At 65.6% G+C, this 12,697-nt stretch carries 14 protein-coding genes and 6 tRNA genes; 10 read left to right on the forward strand and 10 right to left on the reverse strand.

The genetic code is table 11. The annotated features are described in order from the left end of the window. Positions 1-7: 7 nt before the first annotated feature. A complete protein-coding gene (locus DK926_RS06180; protein ID WP_243636673.1) occupies positions 8-628 on the forward strand; it encodes a hypothetical protein in 621 nt (206 codons plus the stop codon). Between the two features lie 43 nt (positions 629-671). On the opposite strand, the gene pdxS is transcribed toward DK926_RS06180, so the two are convergent. From pdxS to DK926_RS06225, 9 genes are all read right to left on the reverse strand, one after another. Beyond that, the gene (gene pdxS, locus DK926_RS06185; RefSeq protein ID WP_279387061.1) at positions 672-1,601 is read right to left on the reverse strand and encodes a pyridoxal 5'-phosphate synthase lyase subunit PdxS; all 930 of its coding nucleotides are present in this window, start codon (positions 1,599-1,601) and stop codon (positions 672-674) included. A gap of 131 nt (positions 1,602-1,732) precedes the next feature. Further along, positions 1,733-2,758, reverse strand: coding sequence for an NUDIX domain-containing protein (locus tag DK926_RS06190; protein WP_114329635.1), 1,026 nt, complete (start codon positions 2,756-2,758; stop codon positions 1,733-1,735). Further along, positions 2,758-3,882 (reverse strand): glycosyltransferase family 4 protein, encoded by a 1,125-nt coding sequence (locus DK926_RS06195; RefSeq protein WP_114329637.1) that lies wholly within the window; start codon positions 3,880-3,882, stop codon positions 2,758-2,760. Before DK926_RS06195 ends, DK926_RS06190 begins: the two co-directional genes overlap by 1 nt. Next, entirely contained in the window at positions 3,879-4,784 is a 906-nt protein-coding gene (locus DK926_RS06200; protein WP_114329639.1) for a phosphatidylinositol mannoside acyltransferase, read from the reverse strand. Before DK926_RS06200 ends, DK926_RS06195 begins: the two co-directional genes overlap by 4 nt. After that, a complete protein-coding gene (gene pgsA, locus DK926_RS06205) occupies positions 4,781-5,458 on the reverse strand; it encodes a phosphatidylinositol phosphate synthase (protein WP_114329641.1) in 678 nt (225 codons plus the stop codon). Before pgsA ends, DK926_RS06200 begins: the two co-directional genes overlap by 4 nt. 25 nt (positions 5,459-5,483) lie before the next feature. Continuing rightward, entirely contained in the window at positions 5,484-6,026 is a 543-nt protein-coding gene (locus DK926_RS06210; RefSeq protein ID WP_068424394.1) for an HIT domain-containing protein, read from the reverse strand. 2 nt (positions 6,027-6,028) lie between these two features. Further along, positions 6,029-8,053, reverse strand: coding sequence for a threonine--tRNA ligase (gene thrS, locus DK926_RS06215; protein WP_207890760.1), 2,025 nt, complete (start codon positions 8,051-8,053; stop codon positions 6,029-6,031). Between the two features lie 136 nt (positions 8,054-8,189). Next, a complete protein-coding gene (locus DK926_RS06220; RefSeq protein WP_114329645.1) occupies positions 8,190-8,663 on the reverse strand; it encodes a TIGR02611 family protein in 474 nt (157 codons plus the stop codon). A 99-nt stretch (positions 8,664-8,762) separates the two neighbouring features. Then, positions 8,763-8,834: transfer RNA gene (locus DK926_RS06225), tRNA-Val, on the reverse strand. A 249-nt stretch (positions 8,835-9,083) separates the two neighbouring features. On the opposite strand from DK926_RS06225, the gene DK926_RS06230 reads away from it, so the two are divergent. From DK926_RS06230 to DK926_RS06270, 9 genes are all read left to right on the forward strand, one after another. Continuing rightward, positions 9,084-9,155 (forward strand) — tRNA-Gly (locus DK926_RS06230). A gap of 53 nt (positions 9,156-9,208) precedes the next feature. Further along, a tRNA-Cys gene (locus tag DK926_RS06235) sits at positions 9,209-9,279 on the forward strand. 9 nt (positions 9,280-9,288) lie between these two features. Then, positions 9,289-9,363: transfer RNA gene (locus DK926_RS06240), tRNA-Val, on the forward strand. A gap of 65 nt (positions 9,364-9,428) precedes the next feature. Beyond that, positions 9,429-9,500 (forward strand) — tRNA-Gly (locus DK926_RS06245). Positions 9,501-9,546: 46 nt separating this feature from the next. Further along, positions 9,547-9,621: transfer RNA gene (locus DK926_RS06250), tRNA-Val, on the forward strand. Positions 9,622-9,735: 114 nt separating this feature from the next. Beyond that, positions 9,736-9,966 carry a hypothetical protein gene (locus DK926_RS06255; RefSeq protein ID WP_114329647.1) on the forward strand — a complete coding sequence of 77 codons (231 nt, stop codon included), beginning with the start codon at positions 9,736-9,738 and terminating at the stop codon, positions 9,964-9,966. Beyond that, positions 9,959-10,636, forward strand: coding sequence for an alpha/beta family hydrolase (locus tag DK926_RS06260; protein WP_114329649.1), 678 nt, complete (start codon positions 9,959-9,961; stop codon positions 10,634-10,636). The genes DK926_RS06255 and DK926_RS06260 overlap by 8 nt, the downstream gene beginning before the upstream one ends. A 21-nt stretch (positions 10,637-10,657) precedes the next feature. Beyond that, positions 10,658-11,110, forward strand: a complete 453-nt coding sequence (locus tag DK926_RS26990) for a ribosomal protein L7/L12 (RefSeq protein ID WP_240931111.1) — start codon at positions 10,658-10,660, stop codon at positions 11,108-11,110. Next, positions 11,107-11,637, forward strand: a complete 531-nt coding sequence (locus DK926_RS06270) for a GNAT family N-acetyltransferase (protein WP_114329651.1) — start codon at positions 11,107-11,109, stop codon at positions 11,635-11,637. Before DK926_RS26990 ends, DK926_RS06270 begins: the two co-directional genes overlap by 4 nt. A 23-nt stretch (positions 11,638-11,660) precedes the next feature. Here the strand turns inward: DK926_RS06270 and zapE are convergent, their stop codons facing one another. Then, positions 11,661-12,677 carry a cell division protein ZapE gene (zapE, locus tag DK926_RS06275; protein ID WP_114329653.1) on the reverse strand — a complete coding sequence of 339 codons (1,017 nt, stop codon included), beginning with the start codon at positions 12,675-12,677 and terminating at the stop codon, positions 11,661-11,663. Between the last annotated feature and the right edge of the window lie 20 nt (positions 12,678-12,697).

Raw genomic sequence — 12,697 nt, forward strand, 5'->3', positions numbered from 1 at the left:
AGGCAGGATGGTCGACGTGCCTGCCGTTCAACCGATCTTCCCGGATCGTCTCGCCCATACGATCGTCGAACGAACCCCGCGTGGACGTCGTGCCGTTGTTGCGATCGACGGCGCGGACGCGGCCGATCCGGTCGAATTCGCCGCGCGCGTCCGTGATGTCGCCGCATCCGACGGACGGTCGGCGACGGTAATCGACCTTCACGACTTCGTCAGACCCGCGTCGTTGCGCTTCGAGTACTCGCGGACCGACGAATTGACCTACCGGACCACGTGGTTCGACTTCGACGCCCTCGACCGTGAGGTGATCGCACCGCTGCAGCCCGGCGGTCGTGGCCGAATCCTGCCCCGGTTGTGGGACGAAGCGACGGACCGCTCGGCCCGCGCCACGCTCGTCGACGCGGCCCCGGACCACCTGGTGATCGTCGCCGGACCGATGCTGCTGGGACGGGTATCCGCTGCCGTCGTCGTACATCTGACGCTGTCCGCGGCGACTCTTCGCAGAAGGACCGGCGAATCCGAACAGTGGACTCTCGAACCGCTGGCCGAGTACTACCGGGACGTGACCGACCGGCCCGATTTCCTCGTCCGCTGGGACCATCCCGACCGGCCTGCGATCATCCCCTCGTGAGTGCGAATGCGTGCTGGAGCACGCATTCGCACTCACATGCGGTTCACCAGCCGCGCTCGGCCAGACGGTGGCCGACGGGCAGATCGTCGACGTTGATGCCGACCATTGCCTCGCCGAGACCACGCGAGACCTTGGCGAGGACATCGGGGTCGTCGTGGAACGTGGTGGCCTTGACGATGGCCTCGGCGCGCTGCTGCGGGTTGCCGGACTTGAAGATTCCCGATCCGACGAAGACACCCTCGGCGCCGAGCTGCATCATCATCGCCGCGTCGGCAGGCGTGGCGATGCCGCCCGCGGTGAACAGCGTCACCGGCAGCTTGCCCGCCTTCGCGACCTCGACCACGAGATCGTAGGGCGCCTGCAATTCCTTTGCGGCGACGTACAACTCGTCCTCGGGCAGCGACGTGAGGCGACGGATCTCGTCACGAATCTTCCGCATGTGCGTGGTCGCGTTCGACACGTCGCCCGTGCCCGCCTCGCCCTTGGAGCGAATCATGGCCGCGCCCTCGGTGATTCGGCGGAGCGCCTCGCCGAGGCCCGTGGCGCCACACACGAACGGGACGGTGAAGTTCCACTTGTCGATGTGGTTGGCGTAGTCGGCCGGGGTGAGGACCTCGGACTCGTCGATGTAGTCGACACCGAGGCTCTGCAGGATCTGCGCCTCGACGAAGTGTCCGATGCGGGCCTTCGCCATGACCGGGATCGACACCGAGGAAATGATGCTGTCGATCATGTCCGGGTCGCTCATCCTCGACACGCCACCCTGAGCACGGATGTCGGCGGGGACGCGTTCGAGCGCCATGACCGCGACGGCGCCTGCATCCTCGGCGATCTTGGCCTGTTCGGCGGTGACGACGTCCATGATGACGCCGCCCTTGAGCATCTCGGCCATCCCGCGCTTGACCCTGGCCGTTCCGACGCCGCCGTCGACGCTGTCGGTGTGGCTGCTCACTGGCACGATAGGGGTACTCACGACGAACTCCTGAAGTATGGGAACGATGGCGTTGCCGGCACTGCTGCTCACGGCGCGACCGAGTGTAGGGAGCAGTGGACCGTCACTCCATAGCCAATCGAGATTTCCTGGACCTCTCGACGCCGTCGTTCTCAGCGAATCGCGCGGACCTCGGGTTCGACGCGTCGTGCCAACACGATGTTGACCTCGTCGAGCAGTTCGGCGAGATCCTGCGGGTAGACGGTCTCCCCCGTCGCCGCCAGCGACCGGATGTCGTCCTCGGTACACCAGCGATGCCCGGTGACCGTGCGCCGTTCCAGATCGGTGAACCCCGAGTGCTCGGGCTCGAACTCCTGTGTGCGGTAGGCGAAGAACAGTTCCTCGGACCGCAGGAGCGTCCCGTTGAACGGGAACGTGGCGACGCGTCGCCACATCGGGCCCTTGAGGTCCGCCGCCGCGGCGACGAGCCCGGTTTCTTCCAGTACTTCGCGTGCCGCCGCCTCGCGCAGGTTCTCGCCGGGTTCGACGGCGCCGCCGATCGTGAACCAGAAATAGACGTCGGGAACGGTCGGATCGTGGCCGCGCAGCAGCAGCACCCGTCCGCGCTCGTCGACGAGAACGACACGCGACGACGTCCGTTGCACGGCTCGACCCTCGGTTCCGTACGTCGCGGATGCAGACCGCTCGACGATCTCGAAGTAGGCAGGCAACGGCGCCGTGCCACCGAGATGCAGGACGCGGACCGGACGGGTCGTGCGCAGTGCCAGCGTGTCGCGCACCGCGTCGTTGTGGAACCGCCTCGCGATCAACACGCGCGCTTCGGCGTCGGCCAGTTCGGCGACGAGCTGCGGCGGAAGATCGGTCGAATCGACTGCGGCGAGCGCGACGGACAGCGCGTTCTCGGCGTTCTCACGATGCACGCGGTCCGCCCGTTCGGCGACGTCGGCGAGCGACGCGAGTTTCCTCGATTCGACCGGCCGAGCGCGCGTCGCCGCCGACACCGCACGTGCGACGACCGCTCGCCGCGCCAGCGCCGCGTCGAGCGACTGCCACGCGAGATCGGTGCGCACGTGCAGTCGGTCGAGCCGGTTCGCCGTGCCGTAGGCCCACAACCCGACGACGAGAATCACCGCCGCGATCGCCCCGAGAATCAGGATGGTCAATGCCGAGAACGTCATCAGCTCGCCGACCTGACCTTCTGACCTCCGACGGTCACCGTCTCGTACACCCGCATGATCTGTTCGGCGACGACCGGCCAGTCGTACTCGACGACGACCGTGCTGGCCGCGTCGACCAGTGCTTGCCGTGTGGCGTCCGACGACAGCACCGAATCGAGCGCCGTCGCCAACGCTGCGGAGTCGTCGATCGGAACGAGCAACCCAGCGGTCCCGTCGCGCAACACCCGCCGGAACGCGTCGAGTTCGCTCGCCACCACCGCGGTTCCCGACGCCATTGCCTCGACCAGCACGATGCCGAAACTCTCGCCGCCGAGGTTGGGGGCGCAGTACACGTCGGCGCTGCGCATCGCCGACGCCTTGACGTCGTCGTCGACCTGCCCGAGGAACGTCAGGTGCCGCGCGAGCGGGCCTGCGTCGCGGCGCAGCTTGTCCTCGTCTCCGCGGCCGACGACCAGAATCTCGAGGTCGGGGTGGTGTTCGACGAGCGTCGGCAACGCGCCGAGCAGGACCGCCATGCCCTTGCGTGGTTCGTCGAAGCGTCCGAGGAACAGCACGGTTCGGCCTGCGCGTGGGTAACCCGGGAGCATCGGGGCGCGAGCGAACGCCTGCACGTCGACGCCGTTGGGGATTTCGACGGCGTCGCTGCCAAGCGCTTCGACCTGCCAGCGGCGGGCCAGCTCGGAGACGGCGATGCGTCCGCTGATCTTCTCGTGGTACGGCCGCAGCACCCCTTGAAAGGTGCTCAGTACCAACGATTTCGTCGTCGACGTGTGGAAGGTCGCGACGATCGGACCCTCGGCGGCCTTGAGGGCCAACATCGACAGACTCGGCGCGTTCGGTTCGTGGATATGCAGGACGTCGAAGTCGTTCTCGGCGATCCAACGCCTGATGCGCGCGTAGGTGACGGGTCCGAAACGGAGCCGTGCAACGGATCCGTTGTAGGGAATTGCGAGCGCTTCGCCCGCGGAGACGACGAACTCCGGCAGCGTCGTCTCCTCGGACGCGGGCGCGAGGACGCTGACGCGATGGCCACGCTCGATGAACACGTCGGCGAGCTGTTCGACGTGGGCCTGGACACCGCCCGGAACGTCGAACGAATACGGGCAGACCATTCCGATCTTCACGTGCCCTCGATTCGATCGCGCCTGGCCTGGCTCAGGTCGGACAGCCACAGCGGCTGCAGCATGTGCCAGTCCTCCGGGTGCGCGGCGATGTTCGACGCGAACACGTTCGCGAGAGCCTGTGTGGCGCTGTCGATCCCGGCCGTGACGTCGATGCGCGGCGAGATCGAAAAGCCCCAGCCGTCGCCGTCGAACCAGCAGTGCACGGGAAGCAGGTGGGCACCGGTGTCGATAGCGAGCTTCGCAGGGCCTGCGGCCATCCGCGTCTGCTCACCGAAGAACTCGACGGGAACACCGTGTCGGGCCAGATCGCGCTCACTGAGCAGGCACACGACCTTGTTGTCGCGCAGACGATCCGACAGCGCCGCGAACGGCGGAGTCTCGCCGCCGCTCAACGGGAAGATCTCGAAACCGAGGCTCTCGCGGTAGTCGACGAAACGCTGATAGAGCGTCTCCGGTTTCAGCCGCTCCGCGACCGTCGAGAATCGACCGTAGTAGCGCACGAGCCACATACCTGCCATATCCCAGTTCCCGCTGTGCGGCAACGCGAGAACGGCCCCGGAGCCGTCGGCGAGGGCCGCGTCCAGGTGTTCTCGTCCCTGCACACACCCGTCGATGACGGCGGCCTGGGCGTCGAGATCCATCGAGGGCAGCCGGAACGCTTCACGCCAGTACCGTGCGTACGACCGCACGCTCGCCCGGATCAGATCATCGGGGACCGCGTCCGGGGTGACGTCCAAGACTCGGGCTAGATTGCGCCTGAGTTGCTGTGGTCCCCCGTGCCGCGACGCCGCGACGTCGGCGCCCGTGTCGAACGCCCTCCTCGCCAGGCCGTGGGGCAGGGCACGCACTACTCGCCATCCTGCCGCGTACCCGGCATCGGTGGCACGTTCGGCGAACGTCATGCCGATTCGGTCTTTCCCGTGGCGTCACTCGACGGCGGCGTGATGATGTCGCGGGCACCGTCCGATCCGCGCACGGCGAGCACGCGCTGGAACACGGTGACGACGCTGAGGGCTGCCAGCACCCACATCGCGGGGTAGAGAACACTCTGCAGGCCGGGGATGTCGAAGTGCCTGCCGATGCCGGTGAGACCGGCTGCGACGAGCACGATCACCAGGCGGTCGGGACGTTCGATCCAGCCACCGTCCGCCGACAGGCCGCTGGCCTCGGCGCGAGCCTTCGCATAGGAGATGACCTGCGACGTCACGAGGCATACCAGTGTCGCGACGAAGAGAACCTTGTCGTTCTCGCTGAACACGGCCCACCACGCGAGACCGGCGAAGATCGCACCGTCGGCGACGCGATCGCAGGTGGCATCGAGTACTGCCCCGTATTTCGTGCCGCCACCGCGCGCCCGGGCCATCGCTCCGTCGAGCATGTCGAACAGCACGAACAGCGTGATGACCATGGTGCCCCAGAACAGGTACCCGGCCGGGAACATCGTGATGGCGGCGACGACGGTGACGACCGTTCCGATCAGAGTCACCGAGTTGGGAGTCAGGCCGGTGGCATTGAGCGCACGTCCGAGTGGCGCCGTCACTTTGGACACCGGCGCTCGACCCAAGATACTCAGCACGACGCACCCCCCTGCAGAATCGTAGTCATTCGGCCCAGGCCGACGCCAGCAATGCCCGTGTGTCCCGAAGTAGTTGGGGCATGACCTTCGCACCGCCGACGACGGTGATGAAGTTCGCGTCGCCGCCCCACCTGGGGACGATGTGCTGATGCAGGTGTTCGGCGAGCGAACCACCCGCGGCGGCGCCCAGGTTCAATCCCACGTTGAACCCGTGCGGACGCGACACCGTCTTGATGACGCGGATGGCCTGCTGCGTGAAGGCCATCAACTCGTCACTCTCGGCCCGGGTCAGATCTTCGAGCGCAGCGACGCGCCGGTACGGCACGATCATCGTGTGGCCCGGGTTGTACGGGTACAGATTCAGCACCGCGTAGACCTGCTCGCCGCGCGCCACGACCAGCCCGTCCTCGTCCGTCATCTTCGGGATGTCGGTGAACGGTTCGCTGGAGTGATTCTTCGATTCCGGCGCTTCGGTGATGTACGACATCCGATGCGGCGTCCACAACCGCTCCAACCGATCCGGATCACCCACCCCGGTGTCGACGATCGTGGCGTCCTGTTCGGGCATGTTCAGCTCACTCCTGAAGTGTCGGGAAGAAAGAGCTCGGCCGTCGGAGATGCGTTGTCACGGGCGGCAATCCAGTCGGAGATCAGTTCGACGGCGCGTTCCGTCGGAACCCCGTTCACCTGGGTACCGTCGCGGAACCGGAAGCTGACCGCACCGGCTTCGACGTCGCGCTCACCGGCCAGGAGCATGAACGGGACCTTCTGAGCCGTCTGGTTGAAGATCTTCTTCTGCATCCGATCGTCGCTTGCGTCGACCTCGGCGCGAATTCCACGCTTCTTCAACTCGGCGACGACGGCGAACAGGTGGTCCTGGTGTACCTCGGCCACCGGAATTCCGACGACCTGAACCGGTGACAGCCATGCCGGGAACGCACCTGCGTAGTGCTCGGTCAGCACACCGAAGAACCGCTCGATCGACCCGAACAGTGCTCGGTGGATCATCACGGGGCGTTCCTTGACTCCGCCGGATCCGGTGTATTCGAGCTCGAAGCGCTCCGGAAGGTTGAAGTCCAACTGAATGGTCGACATCTGCCAGGTGCGGCCGAGCGCGTCCTTCGCCTGGACCGAGATCTTCGGACCGTAGAACGCGGCGCCACCCGGATCCGGAACCAGGTTCAGGCCCGACGCGGCCGCCACCTCGGCAAGGGTGTTCGTCGCTTCCTCCCACACCTCGTCGCTACCGACCGACTTCTCGGGGTTACGGGTCGACAATTCCAGGTAGAAATCGTCGAGGCCGTAATCTTTCAGCAGCCCGAGCACGAATTCCAGCGTGCGGGTCAGCTCGTCGCGCATCTGCTCGCGGGTGCAGAAGATGTGTGCGTCGTCCTGCGTCATGCCGCGCACGCGGGTGAGTCCGTGGATGACGCCCGACTTCTCGTAGCGGTAGACCGAGCCGAACTCGAACAGCCTGAGCGGCAGTTCACGGTAGGAACGACCGCGCGACCGGAAGATCAGGTTGTGCATCGGGCAGTTCATCGGCTTCAGGTAGTAGTCCTGACCTGGTTTGCGGACTGCGCCGTCATCGTCCAGTTCGGCGTCGAGGTGCATCGCCGGGAACATGCCGTCGCGATACCAGTCGAGGTGACCGGAGACCTCGTAGAGGTGGCCCTTGGTGATGTGCGGGGTGTTGACGAACTCGTACCCCTCCTCGATGTGGCGCTGCCGCGAGTAGTTCTCCAGCTCGTTGCGGATCACGCCGCCCTTGGGGTGGAACACCGGGAGGCCGGATCCGAGCTCGTCGGGGAAGCTGAACAGGTCGAGCTCCGAACCGAGCTTGCGGTGGTCGCGACGCTCGGCTTCGGCGAGCAGCTCGAGGTGGTGATCGAGTGCCTCGGTCGACTCCCAGGCGGTGCCGTAGATGCGCTGCAGGCCTGCGTTCTCCTGGTTGCCGCGCCAATATGCAGCGGAACTGCGCGTCAGCTTGAACGCGGGCACGTACTTGGTCGTCGGAATGTGGGGTCCGCGGCACAGGTCGCCCCAGATGCGTTCTCCGGTGCGCGGATTGAGATTGTCGTAGGCCGTCAGCTCACCGCCGCCGACCTCCATGATCTCGGGGTCGTCGATGTCGGATTTGTCGTCGACCAGCTCGAGCTTGTACGGCTCGTTCGCCAGTTCCTCGCGTGCCTGCTCGATCGACTCGTAGACGCGACGCGAGAAGCGCTGCCCCGCTTTGACGATCTGCTTCATCTTCTTCTCGAGCTTGGTCAGATCCTCGGGCGTGAAAGGTTCCTTCACGTCGAAGTCGTAGTAGAAGCCGTCCTTGATGAACGGGCCGATTCCCAGCTTGGCGTCGGGGAACAGCTCTTGCACGGCCTGCGCGAGAACGTGCGCCGCCGAATGCCGGATGACGTTGCGTCCGTCGTCGGTGTTCGCCGGTACCGGGTCGACCTCGGCGTCGACGTCGGGAGCCCACGAGAGGTCGCGTAGCTTGCCGTCCGCGTCACGAACGACGACGATCGCGTCGGGACCCTTGTTGGGTAATCCGGTGTCACGGAGCGCCGTTCCGGCGGTCGTTCCAGCCGGCACCATGATGCGTGCGGGCAAGACGGCGTTTCCGGGACTACTCACAGCGATGTGCTCCTCGTTCGTTCTTCGCGGCCGGTGAGACCGATGACAGCCTATCGGCTGAACACCCGGTACTTACCGCCACACGTCCGCGGCGTGGCTACAGCGGACTGGACAGCCAGCTCCAGTCCAGACCGAACCAACCACCGACGAGCGAGAACGTGCCGAGCAGCCACAGGGTCAGCAGCACGACGAGGGTCGTGAACAGCACCCCTATCCCTTTGACCACGAGCGACTGCCGCGAGAACCACTCCATGAACCGGTCGTAGTGCTTCCGCACGAATTTCAGCAGGCGGTGCGCCCACGTGAACTCGGACGCAAGGATGCCGAGGCCCGCGAACACGATCAGCCAACCGGGACCCGGGTACGGGATGGCGAGAATGCCGAGGGCGAGAACGACGACACCCAAAACACCGACCGCGATGCGGTAGGCGAAATCCACGGTCGGGTTGGCGGCGATCTTCTTGCGGAACCGACGACGCCGTTCGGCGACCTTGTCGAAGACACCGCCCTTGTCGTCGCGCGGCGCGTCGTCGCGCGGCGGGCTGTCGGTGCGGGCGTCGTCTGCGGTCACGGATACAGGCTACCGACGTCCGGCGACAGTGCCCGGACGACGACAGTGCCCGGACGACGAAAAACCCCGCACGAGTACGTGCGGGGTTTTTCGATTCTGTGGTCCCGGCTGGGATCGAACCAGCGACCTTCCGCGTGTGAAGCGGACGCTCTTCCACTGAGCCACGGGACCGAGGGGATCTCGTCGAACGAGGCAAAACAGTAACACGCGCCCCACGCATTCCCCGAATCGCCTCCGCACGCCCCCGCACCCCCGAACGGACGAGCGTGCATCACGAGATTCCCGCCCGCTCATTCATACCTATGTGCGTGGCGTGAAGGCCACACAGCTGTGCTGACGAGGCGATTTGTGAGTTCGCCAGAAGTTGGTCTAGTGTTTTCACCGCACCACGGAGAGGGCAACCGCCTCCGGGGAGCGAATGCGGATGTAGCGCAGTGGTAGCGCATCACCTTGCCAAGGTGAGGGTCGCGGGTTCGAATCCCGTCATCCGCTCGAGGTTGGAACATTCTCGTAGTTCAGGGCAATCGAAAGAACGCCTGGCCCATGGTGGAGTGGCCGAGTGGTGAGGCAACGGCCTGCAAAGCCGTGCACACGGGTTCGATTCCCGTCTCCACCTCGTAAGCTTGCGCGATTAGCTCAGCGGGAGAGCGCTTCCCTGACACGGAAGAGGTCACTGGTTCAATCCCAGTATCGCGCACCACGAAGAGGAACCCCGACATCTCAGTGCCGGGGTTCTTTTCGTCAGAGACCGAAACGGTTTCGCATGCGGATGTAGCGCAGTGGTAGCGCATCACCTTGCCAAGGTGAGGGTCGCGGGTTCGAATCCCGTCATCCGCTCGTCGTCGGCTGCACACGTGCAGTTCGGCTATAGTTTCGAGAACCCGCGCGATTAGCTCAGCGGGAGAGCGCTTCCCTGACACGGAAGAGGTCACTGGTTCAATCCCAGTATCGCGCACCACGCAGAAGAACCCCGGACACCCCCGTGTCCGGGGTTCTTCTGCTTTTCGGTGGTGGCCGAGCCGCGCGCAGTGCACGCTGTAGGGGCAGCCCCCCGAACGGAAGGAGGCCCATCGTGGCCGACGACAAGCAGACGGGAAGCGACATCTCCGTCGACGAGGAAACCAAGCGACAGGCAGAGGAGCAGGTCGCCGGTCTCGACGAACGATACGAACCAGGAGCAAGGCCCACGGTCGTACTCCCCGGGACCGACGGGATGGTCTCGGGAACAGCATTCGCCGACATCGTTGAGGACAACACGGGCACATCCGACGAGCCGAAGGTCGACGCGGGCACCGATGAGTGAACCGACCGAGGGTGTCGAGCTCGTCGACGACGACGTCCATGGTTTTCTCCACACCCCCGGTGGCGATCCGGTCGGCGCGCTCGCGCTCACGCACGGAGCAGGCGGCAACTGCGCCTCGTCACTGTTGGTCGACATCGCCACGCGGTGGTCGTCGGCCGGATTCGTCGTTCTCCGTTTCGACATGGCGTTCCGGCGTACCAAGCCGAAAGGCCCTCCACACCCGTCGAAGTCGGCCGACGATCGAGCAAGCATTCGACGAGCCACAGACAGGCTGGCCGACGTCGACGGCCCGCTGATCGCCGCCGGTCACTCCTACGGTGGCCGCCAGATGTCGATGCTCGCGGCCGAGCACGCGTGGGCGATCCAGGGCCTCGTTCTGCTGTCCTATCCCCTGCATCCGCCCGGGAAACCGGAGAAGGCCCGGACCGCCCATCTGCCCGACCTGACGGTCCCCACGCTGTTCGTCTCCGGCACCAAGGACCCGTTCGGAACCCCAGCAGAGCTGTCGGACGCGATCGCGCTCGTCCCCGCGCCGACGCAATTTCTCGACATCGACGGAGCAGGACACGATCTGTCCGCAGCGAAGCATCACACGGCCGAACGCACTCTCGAGGCAGCGTCGGAATTCTTCGCGCCGAACACGCGGGACCGGACGACGTCGCCCTCATAGTCGAATGTTCTACTTAGGGCTATGCCCACCTGGGGATGGTTCATCGTCGCACTCGTTCTCGTCGACACTGCGGTTCTCGCCGCATGGCTGTTGGCTCGTAAGGCACCGGGCAAGAATTCTGCGACGACCACGCAGATGATGCTGGCCGGTCTGGACGACCACGCGCGCAACGAGATCTACCGCCTCGTCGGCGAGAAGAAACAGATCAACGCGGTCAAACTGTTCCGTGAACGAACGGGCGCCGGCCTGAAGGAAGCGAAGGACATCGTCGACTCGGTGGGACGAGGAGAACCCCTTCCGACGCCGGGTACGTACACGCACGCCACGGGGCTCGACACCGGAGCGTGGGAAGACATCATTCCGAAACTCCGCACACTCAAGTCCGAAGGCAGAACGATCGCGGCGATCAAGCTGCTGCGTGCGCGCACCGGCCTGACGTTGCGTGAGGCCAAGGAAGCGGTGGACCGGCTGTGACCGTGACGGTGGGTGTGGCCGGTCTGTGGGAAGCGGAGCAATTGGCCGACGTCGCGGCCGTCACGTTCCCGTTGGCGTGCCCACCCGGGTCGACGCGAGAATCGATCGATGCGTTCGTCGCCGACGTCCTGTCACACGAACGCTTCGGCGACTACCTCAGCGATCCTGGGCGCACCATTCTCGCTGCGAGAGAGAACGATTCGGTCGTCGGATACGCCATGCTCGTACACGGCGACCCTGCCGACCCAGCGCTTGCCGCGGTCGTCGCGCACTCCCCCACGATGGAACTGTCGAAGCTGTACGTGCTTCCCGGTCACCATGGTGGCCAGGTGGCACGTGCACTCATGACGGCTGCGCTCGAGCACGCGTCGGCGACCGGATGTGCGGGAGTCTGGCTCGGCGTCAATCAGGAGAACGCGCGGGCGCAACGCTTCTACGCCAAGAACGGCTTCGAGATCGTCGGCACCAAGACGTTCACCGTCGGCACCGAGGTGCACGACGATTACGTCATGGAACGCGCCCTCTGACCGGGGACCTCTGACCGGCGGCCTCAGCCGACAGCAGCGAAGCGCGACAGTGCCAGCAGACGCGACGTCGCGCGAAGGTACTTCTTCCGGTAGCCACCGGCCAGCATTTCCTCGGTGAAGATCTCGTCCAGCTTCGCGCCCGACGAGGTGACCGGGATGCTGGCGTCGTACAGCCGGTCGGCGAGCACGACGAGCCGCAAAGCGATGGACTGATCCGCAGCGGGGTGCACGTTCTTCAGGAACACCGCGCTGACGCCGTCGAGCAATTTTCCGTACCGCGACGGGTGCAGCGTGCTGAGATGCGCGAGAAGCTCGTCGAAGTCGTCGAGCGTGGCGCCCTCGACCTGTGCCGCACGCTCGACGAGCTCGGCTTCCGACGTCGGTTCGGGGGCAGGCGGCAGATCACGGTGGCGGTAGTCGGGACCGTCGACGCGAATGGTCTCGAAGATCGAACCGAGCTTCTTGATCTCGCGGAGGAAGTCGGCGGCCGCGAAGCGGCCCTCTCCGAGCTGTCCCGGCAGCGTGTTCGACGTCGCGACGATCGAGACACCGCGCGCGGACAGCTCGGTCAGAAGCCGGGAGACGAGCATCGTGTCGCCCGGGTCGTCGAGCTCGAACTCGTCGATGCACAGCACGCTGTGACTCGACAGCTCTTCGAGGGCCTTGTTGAAGCCGAGAGCGCCGACGACGTGAGTGAGCTCGACGAACGTGCCGAACGCCTTGGGCTCGGGCACGCTGTGGAAGATCGATGCGAGAAGGTGGGTCTTTCCGACACCGAAGCCGCCGTCGAGGTACAGGCCTGCGCCCGTCGCAGGGGCCTTCTTGCCGAAGAGTCCGCGCTTGCCGCCCTTGCCACGAATCTTCGCGACCTTCTGCGAGAACGCCTCGGCCTTGGCGACCGCTTCGGCCTGACTCGGCTCGTTCGGGTCCGGAATGTACGAGGAGAAACTGACGTCGTCGAACATGGCTGGCGGGACCATCTGGGCGATCAGCTGATCGGACGGCACCACAGGATTGCGGTCGACAAGACGTGCAGGCATTGACTGAGCGTATCGACGTG

It is taken from the genome of Rhodococcus sp. Eu-32, assembly GCF_003336925.1.
Lineage (GTDB): Bacteria > Actinomycetota > Actinomycetes > Mycobacteriales > Mycobacteriaceae > Rhodococcoides > Rhodococcoides kyotonensis_B.

What these genes read in the sequence shown, in the direction of transcription:
- DK926_RS06180 (WP_243636673.1), top strand. Translation starts at nt 8, where the DNA reads ATGGTCGACGTGCCTGCCGTTCAACCGATCTTCCCGGATCGTCTCGCC.
- DK926_RS06190 (WP_114329635.1), bottom strand. Translation starts at nt 2,758, where the DNA reads ATGACGTTCTCGGCATTGACCATCCTGATTCTCGGGGCGATCGCGGCG.
- DK926_RS06200 (WP_114329639.1), bottom strand. Translation starts at nt 4,784, where the DNA reads ATGACGTTCGCCGAACGTGCCACCGATGCCGGGTACGCGGCAGGATGG.
- DK926_RS06210 (WP_068424394.1), bottom strand. Translation starts at nt 6,026, where the DNA reads ATGCCCGAACAGGACGCCACGATCGTCGACACCGGGGTGGGTGATCCG.
- thrS (WP_207890760.1), bottom strand. Translation starts at nt 8,053, where the DNA reads ATGGTGCCGGCTGGAACGACCGCCGGAACGGCGCTCCGTGACACCGGA.
- DK926_RS06260 (WP_114329649.1), top strand. Translation starts at nt 9,959, where the DNA reads ATGAGTGAACCGACCGAGGGTGTCGAGCTCGTCGACGACGACGTCCAT.
- DK926_RS26990 (WP_240931111.1), top strand. Translation starts at nt 10,658, where the DNA reads ATGCCCACCTGGGGATGGTTCATCGTCGCACTCGTTCTCGTCGACACT.
- zapE (WP_114329653.1), bottom strand. Translation starts at nt 12,677, where the DNA reads ATGCCTGCACGTCTTGTCGACCGCAATCCTGTGGTGCCGTCCGATCAG.